Here is a 17,196-nt window from a genome sequence, read left to right as displayed (position 1 = left end):
ATGTCCCTGCTCACCGACATCCAACTGCCGGCCGTCCAACTGGCCGCCGTCTCCAAGAGCTACCCGGGTGCCGCAGGCAGCGTGCCGGTGCTGCGCGAGGTCAGTCTCGGCTTTTCGCAACGGGCGCTGACCGCTGTGATGGGGCCGTCCGGGTCCGGCAAGACGACGCTGCTGAACTGCGCGGCCGGTCTGGACCGGCCCGACAGCGGCAAGGTCCTCCTCGGAGACACGGACCTCGCCGTCTGCGACGAGCGGGAGCTCACGGCGGTGCGCCGCGGCCGGATCGGCTTCGTCTTCCAGCAATTCAATCTGCTGCCGATGCTGACCGCGTACGAGAACGTGGCCCTGCCGCTGCGACTGCGGCGCCGGTCGGTGAAGCGGGACCGGGTCATGGAGGCGCTGCGCGAGGTGGGTCTGGCGGACAAGGCCGACCGCCGGCCGGCGCAGTTGTCCGGCGGCCAGCAGCAGCGGGTCGCGATCGCGCGGACGCTGGTGGCCGAGCCGGAGATCGTCTTCGCCGACGAGCCGACCGGTTCCCTGGACCGGCACAGCGGCCGGCAGATCATGGATCTGCTGCGCGCCGTGGTCGACCGGGCGGGGCGCACGGTGGTCATGGTGGCCCACGACCCCGCAGTCGCGGCGTGCGCGGACCGGGTGGTGTTCCTCTCCGACGGCAAGGTCGTGGGGCGGCTCGATCACCCCACGGCGGACGCGGTCGCCGCCCGGCTGAGCATGTGGGAGCGGTGATGTGGCGGATCTCCCTGTACTCGGTGCGGCATTACTGGGCCCTGTTCGCCGGGACGTTCGTCGCTCTCGCTCTCGGCGTGGCACTGATCGGCACGTCCGCGTCGGCGCTTGCCGCGACCTGGGCGGTGCCGACGTCGCCGCGGGCCGGGAACCCGTCGGTGACGCTCGAGGACGGCACCGGTGCCGCTCACACGCTGTCCAGCGGTGACCTGGATCTCGGTGGGGTGCAGAGCGTGCTGGCGATGGCGGGGGTGGTGTCCGCGTTCGTGACGGTCTTCGTCATCACCGGCACCTGCGCGTTCGGTATCGCCCTGCGCCGCCGGGACATGGGGTTGCTGCGCATGGTGGGCGCGGGCGGGCCGCAGGTGCGCCGGATGGTGCTGGGCGAGTCACTGGCGGTGGCGGTGCCCGCCGCGCTCGCGGGGTGCACGGCCGTCGTCGTGGCCGCGCCGGTCGCCGTGGAGGCGCTCAACGGAACGGGCCTCTCGCCCGTTGATTTGCGGCAGGGACCGTTGCTCTGGCCGCTCGTGTTCGCGGCGGCCGGCGGCCTGTTCATGGCCGTGCTGGGAACGCTGGCCGCCTCGCGGCGGGCCGCCCGGGTCCGCCCGACGGAGGCGCTGCACGAGGCGGACCTGGATGCCCGGACCATGACGGCGGGCCGCGCGGTGACGGGCGTGCTGATGCTGGTGACCGGCGCGGTGATGCTGGCGCTGGCCCCCGGCGCCGGGACGGAGGCGGCGACTCCGCTGGCCTTGTTCGGCACGATGGCGCTGGCGGTCGCCGCCACGTTGCTGGGACCGGTGTATCTGCCGCCGCTGCTGCGGCTGATGGCGCTGCCGCTGCGCTGGGCCGACCCGGTGGCCGGGCGTCTGGCCGCGGAGTCGGTGCGTACGTCGCGGCGGCGTACGGCGTCGCTGGTGGGACCGGTGCTGGCGATCCTCTCGGTGGTCGGCGCCTTCACGACGGTGCTGTCGACCACCGGCGCGGCGACGGAGGCGGACGACCGCGCGCGTACCGTCGCCCAACTCGTCGTGGAGCCCGCCCGGGGCGATTCGCTGAGCGCGGACGACGTGAGGGCGCTTCGTGCCGACCCACGGGTGGCGGCCGTCTCGGCGCCCGCCGCGCTGGAGGTGGCGGTGGCGGGCCCGGACTCGGTGTGGAAGGAGCAGGCGGCGGTCGAGAACCCGGCCGCCCTGGCCCGCACACACCGGATCTCCGTGGTCGACGGAACGCTGCAAGCGCTGCGGCCCGGCACGGTCGCCGTGTCACGGGAGTTCGCCGAGTGGTACGGGCATCGCGCGGGATCGACGGTGACCTACGGGCTGTTCGGCGGCCGGCCGGTCAAGGCCCGCGTGGTGGCGGTGCTGGACGGCGGGTCGGCCGTGCCCCCGCTCCTGCTGCCGGGCGGTGCGCGGGATGCGGCCGCGGACCCGTCGCGTGCCGCCGTGCTGCTCGACGACGAGGCCACGGGCTCGGCGCGGGCGGTGGCCGCCGAACTGACCGCGCGGGTGGGCGCCGAGCGGATCAGGGTGGTGCCGTCGGCCCAGTGGTTCGGCGAGGCCGCGACCGACCAGGACCGGCTCAACCGGCTGGTGCTGGGTGTGCTGACGGTGCCCGCGTCGCTGTACGCGCTGATCGCCGTGGCGGGCACGCTGGTGATGTCGTACAGCCGGCGCGGAGGGGAGATCGCGGGCATGCGGATGCTCGGGGTCAGTGCGGGGCAGGTGCGCCGCATGGCTCTGTGGGAGACGCTGTCGACCTCCGCGCTGGGCGTGCTGACCGCAGCGGGAGTGGTCGCGATGGGGGCACGGGCCTACCGGGGAGCGCTCACGGTGTTCGGCGGCGAGGCGCCGCTGAGCGTCGAGTGGGGGATGCTCTCGGCACTCACGGCGGCGTGCGTGCTCGCGGGCGTGGTGGTGAGTCTGGCCGCGACCGGTCGTTTGCTGCGGCAATCCGGCGTGACGATGGTCGCTTCGCGCCGGTAGACCCGGCCGGCCCGTGGTCGAACCTTGTTCGGCGTAGCGTCACCCACCGTGCCGCCCCTATGCTGATGGCCCCCCACGGCTCCAATTCCCTTTCGCCATCGGGCGGCGTCATGCCCCGGTGGTCGGTCGGCACGATCTAACGAGCAGGAGTCTCCATGCGCGTCGCGATCGCCGAGGATTCCGCGCTCCTGCGAGCCGGGATGGCGAGACTGCTGGCGGACGAAGGAATCGACGTGGTCGCTTCGCTGAGCAACGCCACGGGGGTGCTGGAAGTCGTCCGGACCACCCGGCCGCACGTCGTCATCATGGATGTCCGCATGCCCCCCACATTCACGGACGAGGGCATACGCGCCGCCCTGGAGATACAGAAACTCGGCACGGACACAGCGGTGTTGCTCCTTTCCCAGTACGTGGAGCCCACCTACGCCGAGGAGCTGGTCCGGAACGCGCCGACGGGGACGGGGTACCTGCTGAAGCAGCGCGTCGGGGACTTCGAGGAATTCCTTGCCGCCCTGCACCGGGTGCGGTGCGGGGAAACCGTCCTCGACTCCGACATCTTCAAGCAGTTCGTCGGAAGTCCACGCGAGAAACGCGCCACCGAGTTACTGACGCCGCGCGAACGCCAGGTGCTCGAACTCATGGCGACGGGGCTGACCAACAGCGGAATCGTGAACCGCCTCGGCATATCCGAACGCGCGGTGGAAAAGCATGTCACCTCGATCCTCGGCAAGTTGCGGATTCCCAACTCGGGTGAGAACCATCGCCGGGTGCTGGCCGTACTGGACTATCTGCGGGGCCTGGAAAGGCTGAAGGACTGAGCCGGCTGACGCACCATGGTCCGTAGTCCCATGACATTCCCGACTTCCCACCGTGTGGCCGCCGGCCTGATCTACCTCTCCGTGGGCAGTCTGGTCGGTCTGCTGCTGGCCCCCCTCCTGGCGGCCTCGCTGGCCCTGCGCGCCGTCTCGTGGCTCCTGCTCGTCGGCCTTCCGACGGCGGTCGTCGTCGCCGTGCGCGGCGCGGGGGCGGCGGTCCGGCGGGCCGTGCCGGCGGCACGGCGGCGGACGAGGGGCACCGAACACGCCTTGGGCGAGGTGCTGCGGCAGCTTCCGGTCCGGATGGCGGCCCTGCGCGACGGCATGTCGTTCAGCCTGCCGCTGCTGCGGGCCGTCGCCGACCTGGAGCGTCTGCTCGCCCACTCGGTCGTCGGCGACCCCGGTGATCCGGCGCACCGGTTCACGGAGGCGGACCGGGAGGTGCAGCGCGAGCGCCGGTCCGCCGAGGCGGGCTGGGACGACATCGGCTACCTCGGACTGCTGCTGCTCGGCACGGTCTGGCTGCTGCCGCTGGCGACGCTGGCGTTCCCGGTGATCGCGTTCGTCATCGCCCTGCCCCTCGGGCCGCCCGAGCAGCTCGCGTTCGGGCCCGGCCTGATGCTGCCGGTGTCCGGGGCGGTCACGCGCGTGTCGGTCGCCGTCGCGTCCGTGGCGCTCTTCTCGGTGCTGCTGGGCGTGCTGTTGTGGATGGGCAAGCTGCGGGCCCGGATGGTGCGGCGCGTCCTCAGCCGTATCGACGCGGCCGAGGCGCGGCTCCGGGAACAAGCGGCCGAGCGCCAGCGCATCGCGGCCCTCCGGGTCAACGACGCCGATTACCGTCGCCTGGAAAGGGATTTGCACGACGGTGCACAGGCGCGGCTGGCGGTTCTGCTCATGCGCCTTTCGCAGGCGAAACGCCGGCGGCGCAACAACGTGGAGTACCTGACTGCGCTCATCGACGAAACACACCAGGAAATCGGCAGGGCACTCGATGAGATCCGGGACCTGGTCCACGGAATTCAGCCGCCCATTCTGAGCGATCGCGGTCTCGACGCGGCCGTCACCGCGCTGACCGAGCGTTTTCACGTGCCCGTCGCGGTATCCAGCACTCTCGATCGGCGTCCCGATGTGAGCGTGGAGTCCACCGCGTACTACATCGTCGCGGAATGCCTGGCGAACACGGTCAAGCACGCGTCCGCCACCCGTATTCACGTCGAACTGGAGGAGCGCGACAACCAGCTGATCGTCTCGGTGACGGACGACGGCACGGGCGGCGCCTCGACGACCGACGGGACGGGTCTTCGCGGCCTGGAGGACCGGGCCGCCGCCCTCAACGGGCAGTTGGACGTCACGAGTCCCCCTGGTGGGCCGACAACGGTGACCGCCACTCTCCCCTGGTCAACTCACTCCCTCTGACCTGCACTTTTTCCTTAAATCGAAACTCCTTGCCTTTCTTTGAACAGGTCATCGAGGATGAGGGGGTACGGCTACCCGCACCCCCCACGGTGCGGGTAGCCGTACCCATGACGTTCATCAAGGGGGAGATGTGGAAGCGCCTCTTGCGGCAGACCGACTGCGCAGGCTCACGCACGACCACTCGGTTCCCGGCGCGCAGCTGACCATCCACCGGGCCGGGGAATCCATGTCCGTGACCACGGGTGTGACGCGCGTCGGAACAACCCGGCAGGTGACGGCGGACACCGCTTTCGCCCTGGGTTCGGTGACCAAGGCATTCACGGCGACCGTCACCGCCCAGCTCGTCGCCCAGGGAGATCTCGAATGGGACGACCCGGTCGCCGAATATCTGGCGGAGTTCGACGGGGCGGAGGACGACAGGTTTTCCGCCGTCACCCTGAGACACCTCCTCAGTCACACCGCCGGACTGGTCGCCGACCATGAACTCGACGACGCACGGGAATCCTCCCTGGCGCGCTACACGGCAAGCGTCGCGGCCACGTCGCCCCTGCACGAACCCGGTCACTTTTTCTCGTATTCGAACACCGGATACAACGTCGTCGGACGTGTCATCGAGACCGCCGGTGACATGAAATGGCAGGCGGTCGTGGAGAATTTACTCTTACGACCGCTCGGCATCGACCCGGTGTTCCTGAGCGGCGGCTTCGCGGGGGGTCTGCGCACCCTCGCCGACGGCCACGCCGTACGGCCCGGCCGTGAGCGCGCCGCGCACCCCGTCGACCCGTACGTACCGGCCGGCTGGGCACCAGCGAGCGGCCTCGCCGGGAGCGCCGACGACCTGGTCGCACTCGCCGCCCTGCACCTGGGCACCCACCCCGGCGCCGACACCCTGCTCCCGGCCACGGACCGTGCCGAGATGGCGGCCCGGGACCCCCTCGCCGACGCCTTCGGGATGGCCGACGGCTGGGGCCTCGGCCTCGCCCACTACGCCTCCCCCGACGGCACGTGGCTCGGCCACGACGGCACCGCCGACGGCGGCACCGCCCATCTGCGCTTCCACCCGGCCACCGGCACCGCCGTCGCGTTGACCACCAACGCGACCACCGGCACCCTGCTGTGGGCCGACCTCGTCGACACGCTGAGGGAACACGGCATACCCGTGGGCGACCATCGCCCCGCGGCCTCCACCGCGCCCGCCGTGACGACGGGACCCGACCGCTTCACCGGTGACTATCGCAACGGCGACACACGCTTCGCCGTCCGCACCCGCGGCGACGGCTCCGCCCTGCGCCTGACCGACGCCACCGGACTCACCGCCGACCTCGCGCTGCACGGCGACCTGACCTTCACCGCCCGGCGCACGGACACCGACACCGCCCCCTACACGGGCCGGTTCGTCACCGCGCCCGCCACCGGCGACGTGGTTCTCATGCAACTCGGCGGACGCTCCGCCCGGCGGACGCCGGCCGCGTAACCCCGCCTCGCCCGCAGCGGACCCGCCCCGGCCGCCCCTCACCACGCTCCGGTCGGCGCCGCGACGGCCTCTCTCCACTCCGTCTTTTTCGATTTTCCGGCTTCCTCGCCCCCAGTCCTGGCCCACCCATGCCCGGAAGCCGCCCTTTTCTGGAGGTACACACGTGGCTCGCGCCGACGTGCCGGTGAACCCGGCAGTCCCCGACCGGATCGAGTTCTGGCGGGCCCGTCTGGACGGCGTCCCGCCCCTGGAGCTCCCGGCCGACCGGCCCCGAGCGGTCGTCCGCGCGACCACCACCGCCTCGCACACCAGCGAACTGCCCGGCTCCGCCGCCCGGGCCGTGACGGAACTGGCCGAGCGCCACGCCACCAGCGGCACGGCCGTCCTCGCGGCCGCCGTCACCGCTCTGCTCTCCCGCTACTCCGGGCAGGAGGACATCGCCCTCGGCTCGGTCTCCCCGCGCACCGGTCACACCGTCGTCGTGCGCACCGACGTCGACGCCTCCGCTCCCTTCACCGTCCTGCTGCGCGACACCCGTCGCGCGCTGGACGAGGCCCTCGCCCACGACGTCCCCTTCTCCGACCTCGTCGACGCGCTGTCCCCCGCGCGCGACACCAGCATCACCCCGTACGTCCAGGCCATGGTCGCCGACCTCAACGAACTCGCCCCGGACCGGCACGACTTCGACCCGCTGGACCTGTCCTTCGAGATCTCCGCAGCCGAGCGGCTCCTGCGGGTCCGGTACAGCACCGCCCTGTTCGACGCGGCCACGGCGGCTCGCCTCGCGGGCCATCTGGCAGTCCTGCTGACCGGCGCCGCCGAACGCCCCGACCTGCCCCTCACCACGTTGCCCCTGCTCACCGACGGGGAGTTCGAGCAGGTCGTCCACGTCTGGAACGACACCGCCCGCGAGGTGCCGGCCGGCACCTTCCCCGAGTTGTACGCCGCCCAGGTCGCCGCCCGCCCGGACGCCGTCGCCGTCATCGACGAACACGGCTCCGTCACCTACCGCGAACTGGACGAGCGGGCCAACCGCATCGCCCACCACCTGACAGCACTCGGCGCCGGGCGCGACCAACTGGTCGGCCTGTGCGTCGAGCGGACCGCCGCCATGGCCGCCGGTCTGCTCGGCATCATGAAGGCCGGCGCCGCCTACCTGCCGCTCGACCCGTCGTATCCGGCCGACCGGCTCGCCTACATGCTCCGGGATTCCGGTGCCCGTCTCGTGGTGACCCAGCGCGAGCTGCGCGACCGGCTGCCCGACACGGGCGCCACCCTCGTCGACCTCACCGACGACCGGGCCGCCCTCGACGCCCACCCGGCCACCGCCCCCGAGACGGTGGTCGCCCCCGAGGACCTCGCGTACGCCATCTACACCTCCGGCTCCACCGGCCGACCCAAGGGCGTCCTCGTCTCGCACCGCGGCATCGGCAACCTGGCGGCCGTGCAGGCCCACGCCTTCGACGTGGTCCCCGGCAGCCGGGTCCTGCAGTTCGCCTCCGCCAGCTTCGACGCGGCGTTCTGGGAGGTCTGCATGGGCCTGCTGACCGGCGCCGCGCTGGTCATGGGCTCCAAGGAGACCCTCGCCCCCGGCGAGCCGCTCGCGTCCTACGCCGCCGAGCACGGCGTCACCCATGCCACCCTGACCCCGGCCACCGTCGCCGTGCTCCCCGAGGGCCGCGGGCTGCCCGCCGACGCCACCCTCGTCGTCGCCGGCGAGGCGAGCACCGCCGACCTGGTCGGCCGCTGGTCCCGCGGCCGGCGCATGGTCAACGCCTACGGCCCGACCGAGACGACCGTCTGCGCCACCATGAGCGCCCCGCTCGGCGGCGCGACCGTCCCGCCCATCGGCACGCCCATCGCCAACTTCCGTGTGTACGTCCTCGACGACGCCCTGCGCCCGGTCCCCGCCGGTGTGCGCGGCGAGCTGTACATCGCGGGCGTCGGACTGGCCCGCGGCTACCACGGGCGGCCCGGCCTCACCGCGGAGCGCTTCGTCGCCAACCCCTACGGCGAGCCCGGAGAGCGCATGTACCGCTCCGGTGACGTGGCGCGCTGGAACACCGACGGCACCCTGGAGTACCTGGGCCGAGCCGACGACCAGGTCAAGGTGCGCGGCTTCCGCATCGAGCTGGGCGAGATCGAGAGCACCCTCGCGCTCCACCCCGACGTCGCCCAGGCCGTGGTCGTCACCCACAACACCAACCTGCTGGCCTACGTGTCACCCTCCGGAACACGCCGCCCGTCCGCCGGGGAGCTGCGCGCCCACCTCGCCGAAGGCCTGCCCGAGCACATGGTGCCGTCGGCCGTCGTGGTGCTCGACACCCTCCCGCTGACGCCGAACGGCAAGGTCGACCGCAAGGCCCTGCCCGCGCCGGGTTCCGTCCAGGAGAGCGCCGGCGCGGACCGGACCGCTCCGCGCGACGCCGTCGAGGAGACACTCGCCGGAGTCTGGCGCGAGGTGCTCGGCGTCGAGGACATCGGCGTCCACGACGACTTCTTCGCCCTGGGCGGCAACTCCATCCTCGCCGTCCGGGCCGTCTCCCGGATGCGCGCCGCGCTCGGCACCACCCTGCCGCCGCGCATCCTCTTCGACACTCCGACGATCGCCGGTCTCGTCGCGTCCCTCACCCCCGACGAGACCGCCGAGGACCCGGCCATCCCCGTCGCCCCGCGCGAGGGCGCCCTGCCCATGTCGTACGGGCAGCAACGCCTCTGGTTCCTGGCGGACTTCGACCCCGACAGCGCCGAGTACCACACGGCGACGGGGCTGCGCCTCACCGGCACCCCCGACACCGCCGCGCTGCGGGCGGCCGTACAGGACCTGACGGACCGGCACGAGTCGCTGCGCACCACGTTCGGTGTCGTCGGCGGACGCGGCGTCCAGGTGGTCCACCCGCGGTCGGCGCCCGAGTGGCGCACCGAGGACCTGACCGGCCTCGCGGAGCGGCCGCGCGAGGAGCGGCTGCGGGACCTCGTCCGCGCGGAGACGAACCGCCCGTACGACCTGACGGCCGGGCCCCTGGTCCGCGTGCTGCTCGCGCGTCTCGCCGAGGACGAGCACGTGTGTGTCCTGGGGATGCACCACATCGTCACGGACGGCTGGTCCATGGGCGTCGTCACCCGCGAACTGGGCGAGCTGTACACCGCCCGTGTCGAGGGCCGCGCACCCCGCCTGCCCGAAGTCACCGTCCAGTACCCGGACTTCGCCGCGTGGCAGCGCGGTCGCATCGAGGACGGCGGTCTCCTCGACCGGCAGCTCGAGTGGTGGCGTGGCCGTCTCGACGGCATCACCCCGCTCGAACTGCCCACCGACCGGCCGCGGCCGCCCGTGCGCTCCTCGGCGGGCGCCGAGTACACCTTCCGCGTTCCCGACGGCACCACCACCGCCCTCCGGGAGCTCGCCCAACGGCACGGCGCGACCCTCTTCATGGCCCTGACCGCCGCGGTGAAGACCGTCTTCGCCCGCTGGTCGGGCCAGGAGGACATCGCCGTCGGCACCGCCTCCGCCGGCCGCGACCACCGCGGCACGGAGCACCTCGTCGGCTTCCTGGTCAACACGGTGGTCCTGCGCTCCCGCGTCGACCCCGAGATGTCGTACGCGCGGCTCCTGACGGGCCTCAAGGAGACCGTCCTGGAGGCGTTCGCCCATCAGGACGTGCCCTTCGAGCGCCTGGTGGACGTCTCCGGTGCCACCCGTGACACCAGCCGCACCCCGCTCGTCCAGGCCATGGTGGTCCTGCAGAACGCGCCGGCCGAGCCCGTGCGCATGCCCGGTCTGCGCACCGCCGGCCACCCGGTGCCCCGGGAGGCCGCGGCGTTCGACCTGACCGTCGAGTTCTTCGAGACCGACGACGGCCTGACCACCCGGGTGGGTTACGGCACGGCCCTGTTCGACGAGGCGACCATCGCCCGTTTCGCCGGGCACCTGACGACGCTGCTGCGCGCCGCCACGGCCGAGCCCGACCGGCCCCTCGCCACCCTGCCGATGCTGACGGAGGCCGAGTACGAGCAGGTCGTCACCGGCTGGAACGGCCCGGTGCGCCCCACGCCGACCGGCTCGTTCCCCGAACTGGTCACCGCATCCGCACGGCGCCGCCCCGACGCGCCCGCCGTGGAGGACACCCACACCGTCCTCACGTACCGGGAGCTGGACGAGCGGGCCAACCGGCTCGCCCACCACCTTGTGTCCCTCGGCGCCGGTCCCGGCACGTTCGTCGGGCTGTGCCTCGAGCGGGGCGTGGAAACGGTCGTCGGCCTCCTCGGCATCATGAAGGCCGGCGCCGCCTACCTGCCGCTCGACCCCGGCTACCCGGCCGACCGGCTCGCGTTCATGCTCCAGGACTCCGGTGCCGGCCTCGTCGTCACCCGCACCGAGCTGGTGCGGCGCCTGCCGGACACCGGCGCGCGGATCGTGGACCTCACCCGGGAGGACGACGTACTCGCCGCACTGCCCGCCACGGCGCCCGAGCCCGGCCTGGGCCCCGACGACCTCGCCTACGTCATCTACACGTCGGGCTCCACCGGCACCCCCAAGGGCGTCCTCGTCCCGCACCGCGGCATCGGCAATCTGGCCTCGGCCGAGATCGAGCGGCTGGGAGTCGACGAGGACAGCAGGGTCCTGCAGTTCGCCTCGTCGTCCTTCGACGGCGCCGTCATGGAGGTCCTCATGGCCCTCCCCGCGGGCGCCACGCTCGTCCTACCGCCGCACGGTCCGCTCGTCGGCGAGGCGCTGCAGACCTTCCTGCGGGAGCGCCGCATCACCCACACGCTGCTGGCGCCCTCCGCCGTGGCCACCCTGACGCCCGAAGGGCTCGACGGGCTGCGCACCCTCGTCGTCGGCGGCGAGGCCAGCACCGGCGACCTGGTGTCCCGCTGGGCACCCGGCCGACGGATGGTCAACGCGTACGGTCCGACCGAGTCGACCGTCGTCGCGACCATGAGCGCACCGCTCACCGGCGGGGCCGTTCCCCCGATCGGGACGCCGCTGCCCAACACCCGGGTACGGCTGCTCGACGCGGCGCTCCAGCCGGTGCCCGTCGGCGTGCCGGGCGAGCTGTACATCGCCGGCCCTCATCTGGCGCGCGGTTACCACGGGCGGCCGGGCCTGACCGCGGAGCGGTTCACGGCCGACCCCCACGGTGAGCCGGGCGACCGGATGTACCGCTCGGGCGACGTGGCCCAGTGGCGGGCGGACGGCAGCCTGGAGTACCTGGGCCGCGCCGACGACCAGGTGAAGCTGCGTGGCTTCCGTATCGAACTGGGCGAGATCGAGACGGCCCTGGGCCGCCACCCGGAGGTGCGCGACGCGGTGGTCGTCGTCCATCGCGACGAGGCCGGCCGCGGGCGCCTGGTCGCCTACCTGGTGGCCGACCGCACCCTGTCCCCCGGCGAGCTGCGCTCCCATCTGTCGGGTTCCCTGCCCGACTACATGGTGCCCGCCCTCTACGTACCCCTGCCCCGACTCCCCCTGACCCCCAGCGGCAAGGTCGACCGCCGCGCCCTGCCCACACCCGACCCCTCCACCACACACACCGACACCGACCACACCCCACCCCGCAACCCCACCGAGGAAACCCTCACCACCATCTGGACCGACATCCTCGGCATCGAACACATCGGCATCCACGACAACTTCTTCGACCTCGGCGGCGACTCCATCCTCGCCATCCAAGCCGTCTCCCGCGCCCGCCAGCACGGACTCCACCTCACCTCCCGCCTCCTCTTCCTCCACCAGACCATCGCCTCCCTCGCCACCACCATCACCACCAGCGGGGAGGCGTCCGCGGACGCACCCGCCGAGGTGTCGGGGCGGGTCGCGCTGACGCCCATCCAGGACTGGTTCTTCACCGAACACACCGTCAACCCCGGCCACTACGGCATGTCCCTTCAGGTGGAGCTGGCCCCGGACACCGACACGGCGCTGCTGGAGCGGGCGCTCGGCGCGGTCGTCGCCCACCACGACGCGCTGCGCATGCGCTTCACCCGGGACGGCTGCACCTGGATCCAGGAGTACGGCGCCACCGACGCCACGGCGCTGCGGCTGACCGTACGGGACCTGTCCGCGGTGGCCGCCGAGGAGCGGGACGCAGAACTGCACGAGGCGGCCCTCACCGCGCAGCGCTCCCTGAATCCGGAGAGCGGCACCTTGGTCAAGGGTGTGTTCTTCCGCCTGGGCCCGTCGCGGCTGCCGCGTCTGTTCCTGGCGGTGCACCACCTGGTGATGGACGGGGTGTCGTGGCGGATCGTCCTGGAGGACCTGTCCACCGCGTACACGCAGCTCGCCGGCGAACGCCCGGCCGACCTGGGCCACCGGACCAGCAGCTACCAGCAGTGGGCGGACCGCCTGACCGCGCACGTCCGCTCCGGCGCCCTCGACCACGAGCTCGACCACTGGAGGGAGACGGCCGCCGCGGTGCGCCCGCTGCCGCGCGACGGGCAGGGGGACGACGGGGCCGACACCTTCGGCCGGGCCGCGGTGACGTCCGTCCGGCTCGACCGCGCCGAGACGCAGGCGCTGCTGCACCGGGTCCCCGCCGCGTACCGCACGCAGATCAACGACGTGCTGCTCACCGCGCTCGGCCGGGTCCTGCGCGACTGGGCGGGCGAGCCGGTGACCGTCGCCCTCGAAGGGCACGGCCGCGAGGAGCTCTTCGACGACGTCGACCTGTCCCGGACCGTCGGCTGGTTCACCACCATCCACCCGGTCACGCTGGACGTCCCGGACGGCGACTGGGGGCAGGCCCTGAAGTCGACGAAGGAACGGCTGCGGGCCGTCCCGGGTCGCGGCATCGGGTACGGGGCGCTGCGCCACCTCTCCGAGCCGGGCAGCCCCGCGCAGGCCGCCCTCGCGACCGCCCCGCAGCCCGAGATCAGCTTCAACTACCTCGGCCAATGGGACGGCTCCACCAGCGACACCGGCCTGGTGCGGGCTCGCCTGGCCGCGCTCGGCGCCGACCAGGCCCCCGAGCAGCCCCGGCCGCACGTCATCGACGTCGTGGCCGCCACCGGGGACGGCGAACTGCGCGTCGACTGGATCCACGCGCCCTCCGTGCACCACACCAGCACCGTGCGGCGGCTCGCGGACGCGTTCCTCGCCGCGCTGCGCGAGGTGGTGGCGCACTGCCTGCGACCGGGCACCGGCGGGGCGACCCCGTCGGACTTCCCGCTCGCCGGTCTCGACCAGGCGGCTGTGGACCGGATCGCCGGCGACGGCCGGGATGTCGAGGACGTCTTCCCGCTCACCCCCATGCAGAGCGGCATGCTCTTCCACACCCTCGCCGACCCCGGCGCCTACGCCGAGCAGATGTCCTTCGAGCTCGACGGCGTCACCGACCCCGCACTGCTCGCCCGCGCCTGGCAGACCGTCGCCGACCACACCGGCATGCTGCGCACCGCGCTGGAATGGCGGAACGTGCAGCGACCGTTGATGGTGGTCCGCCGCAGGGCCGAGCTGCCCGTCACCCACCTCGACTGGCGTGCCCTGCCCGCCGACGGGCGGGACGAGGCCGTGCGCCGTCTCCTCGCCGAGGATCGCGCCCGGCCGGTCGACCTGACCATTGCTCCGCTGATGCGGCTCACCCTGGTGCGGATGACGGACACGTCGGTGCGGCTGGTGTGCGCCTTCCACCACGTCCTGCTCGACGGCTGGTCCACGTACGACCTGCTCACGCAGACCTACCGGGCGTACGCGGACCTGGCTGCCGGCCGGGAGCCCGCACTGCCCGCCCGCCGGCCGTTCGGCGCGTACGTGGAGTGGCTGGAGCGGCAGGACCTGGCGCAGGCCGAGGCGTACTGGCGGGACACCCTCGCCGGTTTCGGGGCGCCGACCCCGCTTCCCGCCGTCCGGCACTCCGCGCCCGGCCACCGCACGAGGTCCACCGCCCGGATCGCGCGCCGTCTGTCGCCGGAGGCCTCCCGCGAGCTGTTCGCCTTCGCCCGGCGGCACCGGCTCACCGTGAACACCGTGCTCCAGGGCGCCTGGACGCTGTTGCTCGCCCGGCACGCCGGGGTGGACGACGTCGTGTTCGGCGCCACCGTCTCGGGCCGCCCGGCCGACCTGCCCGGCGCGGAGTCGATGATCGGCATGCTGATCAACACCCTGCCGGTGCGGGTCCGCGTCGACGAAGCCGCGCCGGTGACCGACTGGCTGGCCGAGGTGCAGCGGGCCCAAGTGGAGGCACGCCAGTACGAGTACGTGCCGCTGCCTCGCGTCCAGGCGTGCAGCGAAGTGGAGCGCGGCGCGGATCTGTTCCGCACCCTGGTCGTCTTCGAGAACTACCCGATGGACGACGAGGCCGCCGCCGCGCACGGGCTGCGTGTCCGCGGTCTGACCGGCACCGAGGCGACCAACTACCCGCTGAACCTCATCGCCTACGGCGGTGACGAGCTGGCCTACACCCTGGCGTACGACGCGGAGTTGTACGACGCGGACACGGCGGCCCGGCTCTGCGGCCACCTGGAGACCGTGCTGACCGCGCTCCCCGTCACCGACACGGCCACGCCGGTGGCTGCGCTGCCGATGCTCGGGGCGGCCGAGGCCGAACTGACCGTACACACCTGGAACGACACCTCCCACGCCCAGCCCGAGACGTCGCTTCCCGAGTTGTTCGCCGCCCGGGCCGCGACGCACCCCGACGCCGTCGCCCTGACGTACGGGGACGAGGAGGTGACCTACCGGGAGCTGGACGAGCGGGCCAACCGGCTCGCCCACCACCTCGTGTCCCTGGGCGCGGGCCCGGGCACGTTCGTCGGCCTGCTTCTGGAGCGCGGCGCGAACGCGGTCACCGCGCTGCTCGCCGTCCTGAAGGCGGGTGCCGCGTACCTGCCGCTGGATCCCGGATACCCGGCCGGCCGGCTCGCCCACATGATCGGCGACGCCGGGGCGGAGCTCCTGGTCACCGAGGCGGGGACGCGCGACCGGCTGCCGTCCGGTGCGGCCAGGGCCGTCGACCTGGACCGGGACGCCTCGGCGGTGGCCGCGTGGCCGGCGACGGCGCCGTCCGCCTCCCCGGCCTCCGACGACGTCGCGTACGTGATGTACACCTCCGGCTCGACCGGCACCCCGAAGGGCGTGCTCACCCCGCACCGGGCCGTGGTCCGGCTGGTGCACGAGGCTCCGTACACGGACGTCGGGCGGGGTGACACGGTCGCCCAGTTCGCCTCCCTGTCCTTCGACGCGTCGACGTTCGAGGTCTGGGCGGCCCTGCTGCGCGGGGCGCGACTGGCCGTGCATCCGCAGGGGCTTCCGGCGACGGCGGAGCTGGGCCGGTTCCTCAAGGAGCACGCTGTCACGCATCTGTGGCTCACCGCGGGCCTGTTCCACCAGGTCACCGACGACGACATCGGCGTGTTCTCGGGGCTGCGGCAGCTCGTCGCGGGTGGTGACCGGCTCTCGCCGGAGCACTGCGTGCGCGTCCTGAACGCCCACCCCGCGCTGCGGCTCACCAACGGCTACGGCCCCACCGAGGCCACCACGTTCACCACCACCCACGACGTGCACCGCTCCCCGGGCGGCGGCTCCGTGCCCCTCGGCCGTCCCCTGCCCAACACCCGTGTGTACGTGCTGTCCGAGGGGCTCACCCCCGTGCCGGTCGGCGTGCCGGGCGAGCTGTACATCGTCGGCGACGGTCTGGCCCAGGGCTACCTCGGGCGGCCGGGGCCGACGGCGGAACGGTTCGTCGCCGCCCCCTTCGGCGCCCCCGGTACCCGGATGTACCGGTCCGGGGACCTGGTGGCGTGGCGGACCGACGGCACCCTGGAGTTCCTCGGCCGTACCGACGGCCAGGTCAAGATCCGCGGATTCCGGGTCGAGACCGGCGAGGTCGAGGCCACGCTCGTGACGCATCCGGCGGTCGGGGACGCGGCCGTCGTCCCGCACACGGACCCGGGGACGGGCCGTACCGTCCTCGTGGGTCACGTGGTCCCCGTAGCGGGAGCACCGGCGCCCACGGCCGCCGAGCTGCGCGCCCACCTGGCGTCGTCGCTGCCCGAGCACATGATCCCGGCCCTGTTCACCACGCTGGACGCGCTGCCGCTGACCGCCAACGGCAAGGTCGACCGCAGGGCACTCCCGGCCCCGGACCACGGCCTCGCCACCGGCACGGAGTACCAGGCACCGGCCACTCCCACCGAGGAGCTCATCGCCGAGGTGTGGCAGGAGCTGCTGGGGGCCGAACGGGTCGGGACCCGGGACGACTTCTTCGAGCTCGGCGGCGATTCCCTGCTCGCCCTGCGCACGGTGTCGCGGATCAACGCCCTGTTCGGCACCGCGATGTCACCCCGGGCGCTCTTCGAGGGGCCGACGGTCGCCGAGACCGCGGCCGGCGTCGAGGAGCTGATCCTGGCCGAGCTGGAAGCGGCCGCCGGGACTTCCTGACCACCCCGCTCCCCGGGGTTTCCCCACCTCCACCTTCCACCCTCCACCCTCCACCCTCCACCCGAGAGGTTCCCTCGTGTCCAACCCCTTCGAGAAGTCCGACCGTTCGTACGACGTCCTCGTCAACGAGGAGGGCCAGTACTCGCTGTGGCCCACCGGCACGGCCGTCCCGGCCGGCTGGGAGACGGTCCTCGCCGACCGGCCCCGCGAGGAGTGCCTCGCCTACGTCGAGGCGAACTGGACCGACATGCGGCCGCGCCGCCTGCGTTCCGCCACCGCCTGAGCCCCGGCCTCCCCGGCCCCGCCCACCGCAGCCACCTGACGGCGCGGGGCGGGACGGGCCTGCCTCCTTCTCGACCCGCCGACCAGCAACTCCCTGGG

The 17,196-nt window shown here is 73.1% G+C and carries 7 protein-coding genes; all 7 read left to right on the top strand.

Annotation, left to right across the window (positions count from 1 at the left end; translation table 11 throughout):
• The 7 genes from D0Z67_RS22450 (at position 1) to D0Z67_RS22420 (ending at position 17,098) form a co-directional block, all read left to right on the top strand.
• The gene (locus tag D0Z67_RS22450) at positions 1-747 is read left to right on the top strand and encodes an ABC transporter ATP-binding protein (protein WP_031183420.1); all 747 of its coding nucleotides are present in this window, start codon (positions 1-3) and stop codon (positions 745-747) included.
• Positions 747-2,732: an FtsX-like permease family protein gene (locus D0Z67_RS22445; RefSeq protein WP_031183421.1), complete on the top strand. Its 1,986-nt coding sequence runs from the start codon at positions 747-749 to the stop codon at positions 2,730-2,732. The genes D0Z67_RS22450 and D0Z67_RS22445 overlap by 1 nt, the downstream gene beginning before the upstream one ends.
• Before the next feature lie 155 nt (positions 2,733-2,887).
• Positions 2,888-3,550, top strand: a complete 663-nt coding sequence (locus D0Z67_RS22440) for a response regulator transcription factor (RefSeq protein ID WP_031183422.1) — start codon at positions 2,888-2,890, stop codon at positions 3,548-3,550.
• Positions 3,551-3,604: 54 nt separating this feature from the next.
• Positions 3,605-4,963 carry a sensor histidine kinase gene (locus tag D0Z67_RS22435; protein WP_234312911.1) on the top strand — a complete coding sequence of 453 codons (1,359 nt, stop codon included), beginning with the start codon at positions 3,605-3,607 and terminating at the stop codon, positions 4,961-4,963.
• Positions 4,964-5,093: 130 nt separating this feature from the next.
• Positions 5,094-6,437 carry a serine hydrolase domain-containing protein gene (locus D0Z67_RS22430; RefSeq protein ID WP_031183424.1) on the top strand — a complete coding sequence of 448 codons (1,344 nt, stop codon included), beginning with the start codon at positions 5,094-5,096 and terminating at the stop codon, positions 6,435-6,437.
• Positions 6,438-6,600: 163 nt separating this feature from the next.
• The gene (locus tag D0Z67_RS22425) at positions 6,601-16,815 is read left to right on the top strand and encodes a non-ribosomal peptide synthetase (protein ID WP_131589691.1); all 10,215 of its coding nucleotides are present in this window, start codon (positions 6,601-6,603) and stop codon (positions 16,813-16,815) included.
• 76 nt (positions 16,816-16,891) lie between these two features.
• Positions 16,892-17,098 (top strand): MbtH family protein, encoded by a 207-nt coding sequence (locus D0Z67_RS22420; RefSeq protein ID WP_031183426.1) that lies wholly within the window; start codon positions 16,892-16,894, stop codon positions 17,096-17,098.
• The last annotated feature ends 98 nt before the right edge of the window (positions 17,099-17,196 follow it).

Origin of the sequence: Streptomyces seoulensis, from assembly GCF_004328625.1 — a bacterium.
Lineage (GTDB): Bacteria > Actinomycetota > Actinomycetes > Streptomycetales > Streptomycetaceae > Streptomyces > Streptomyces seoulensis.
The sequence above is the reverse complement of the archived record's forward strand: the minus strand, read 5'-3'. Positions and strand labels throughout refer to the sequence as shown.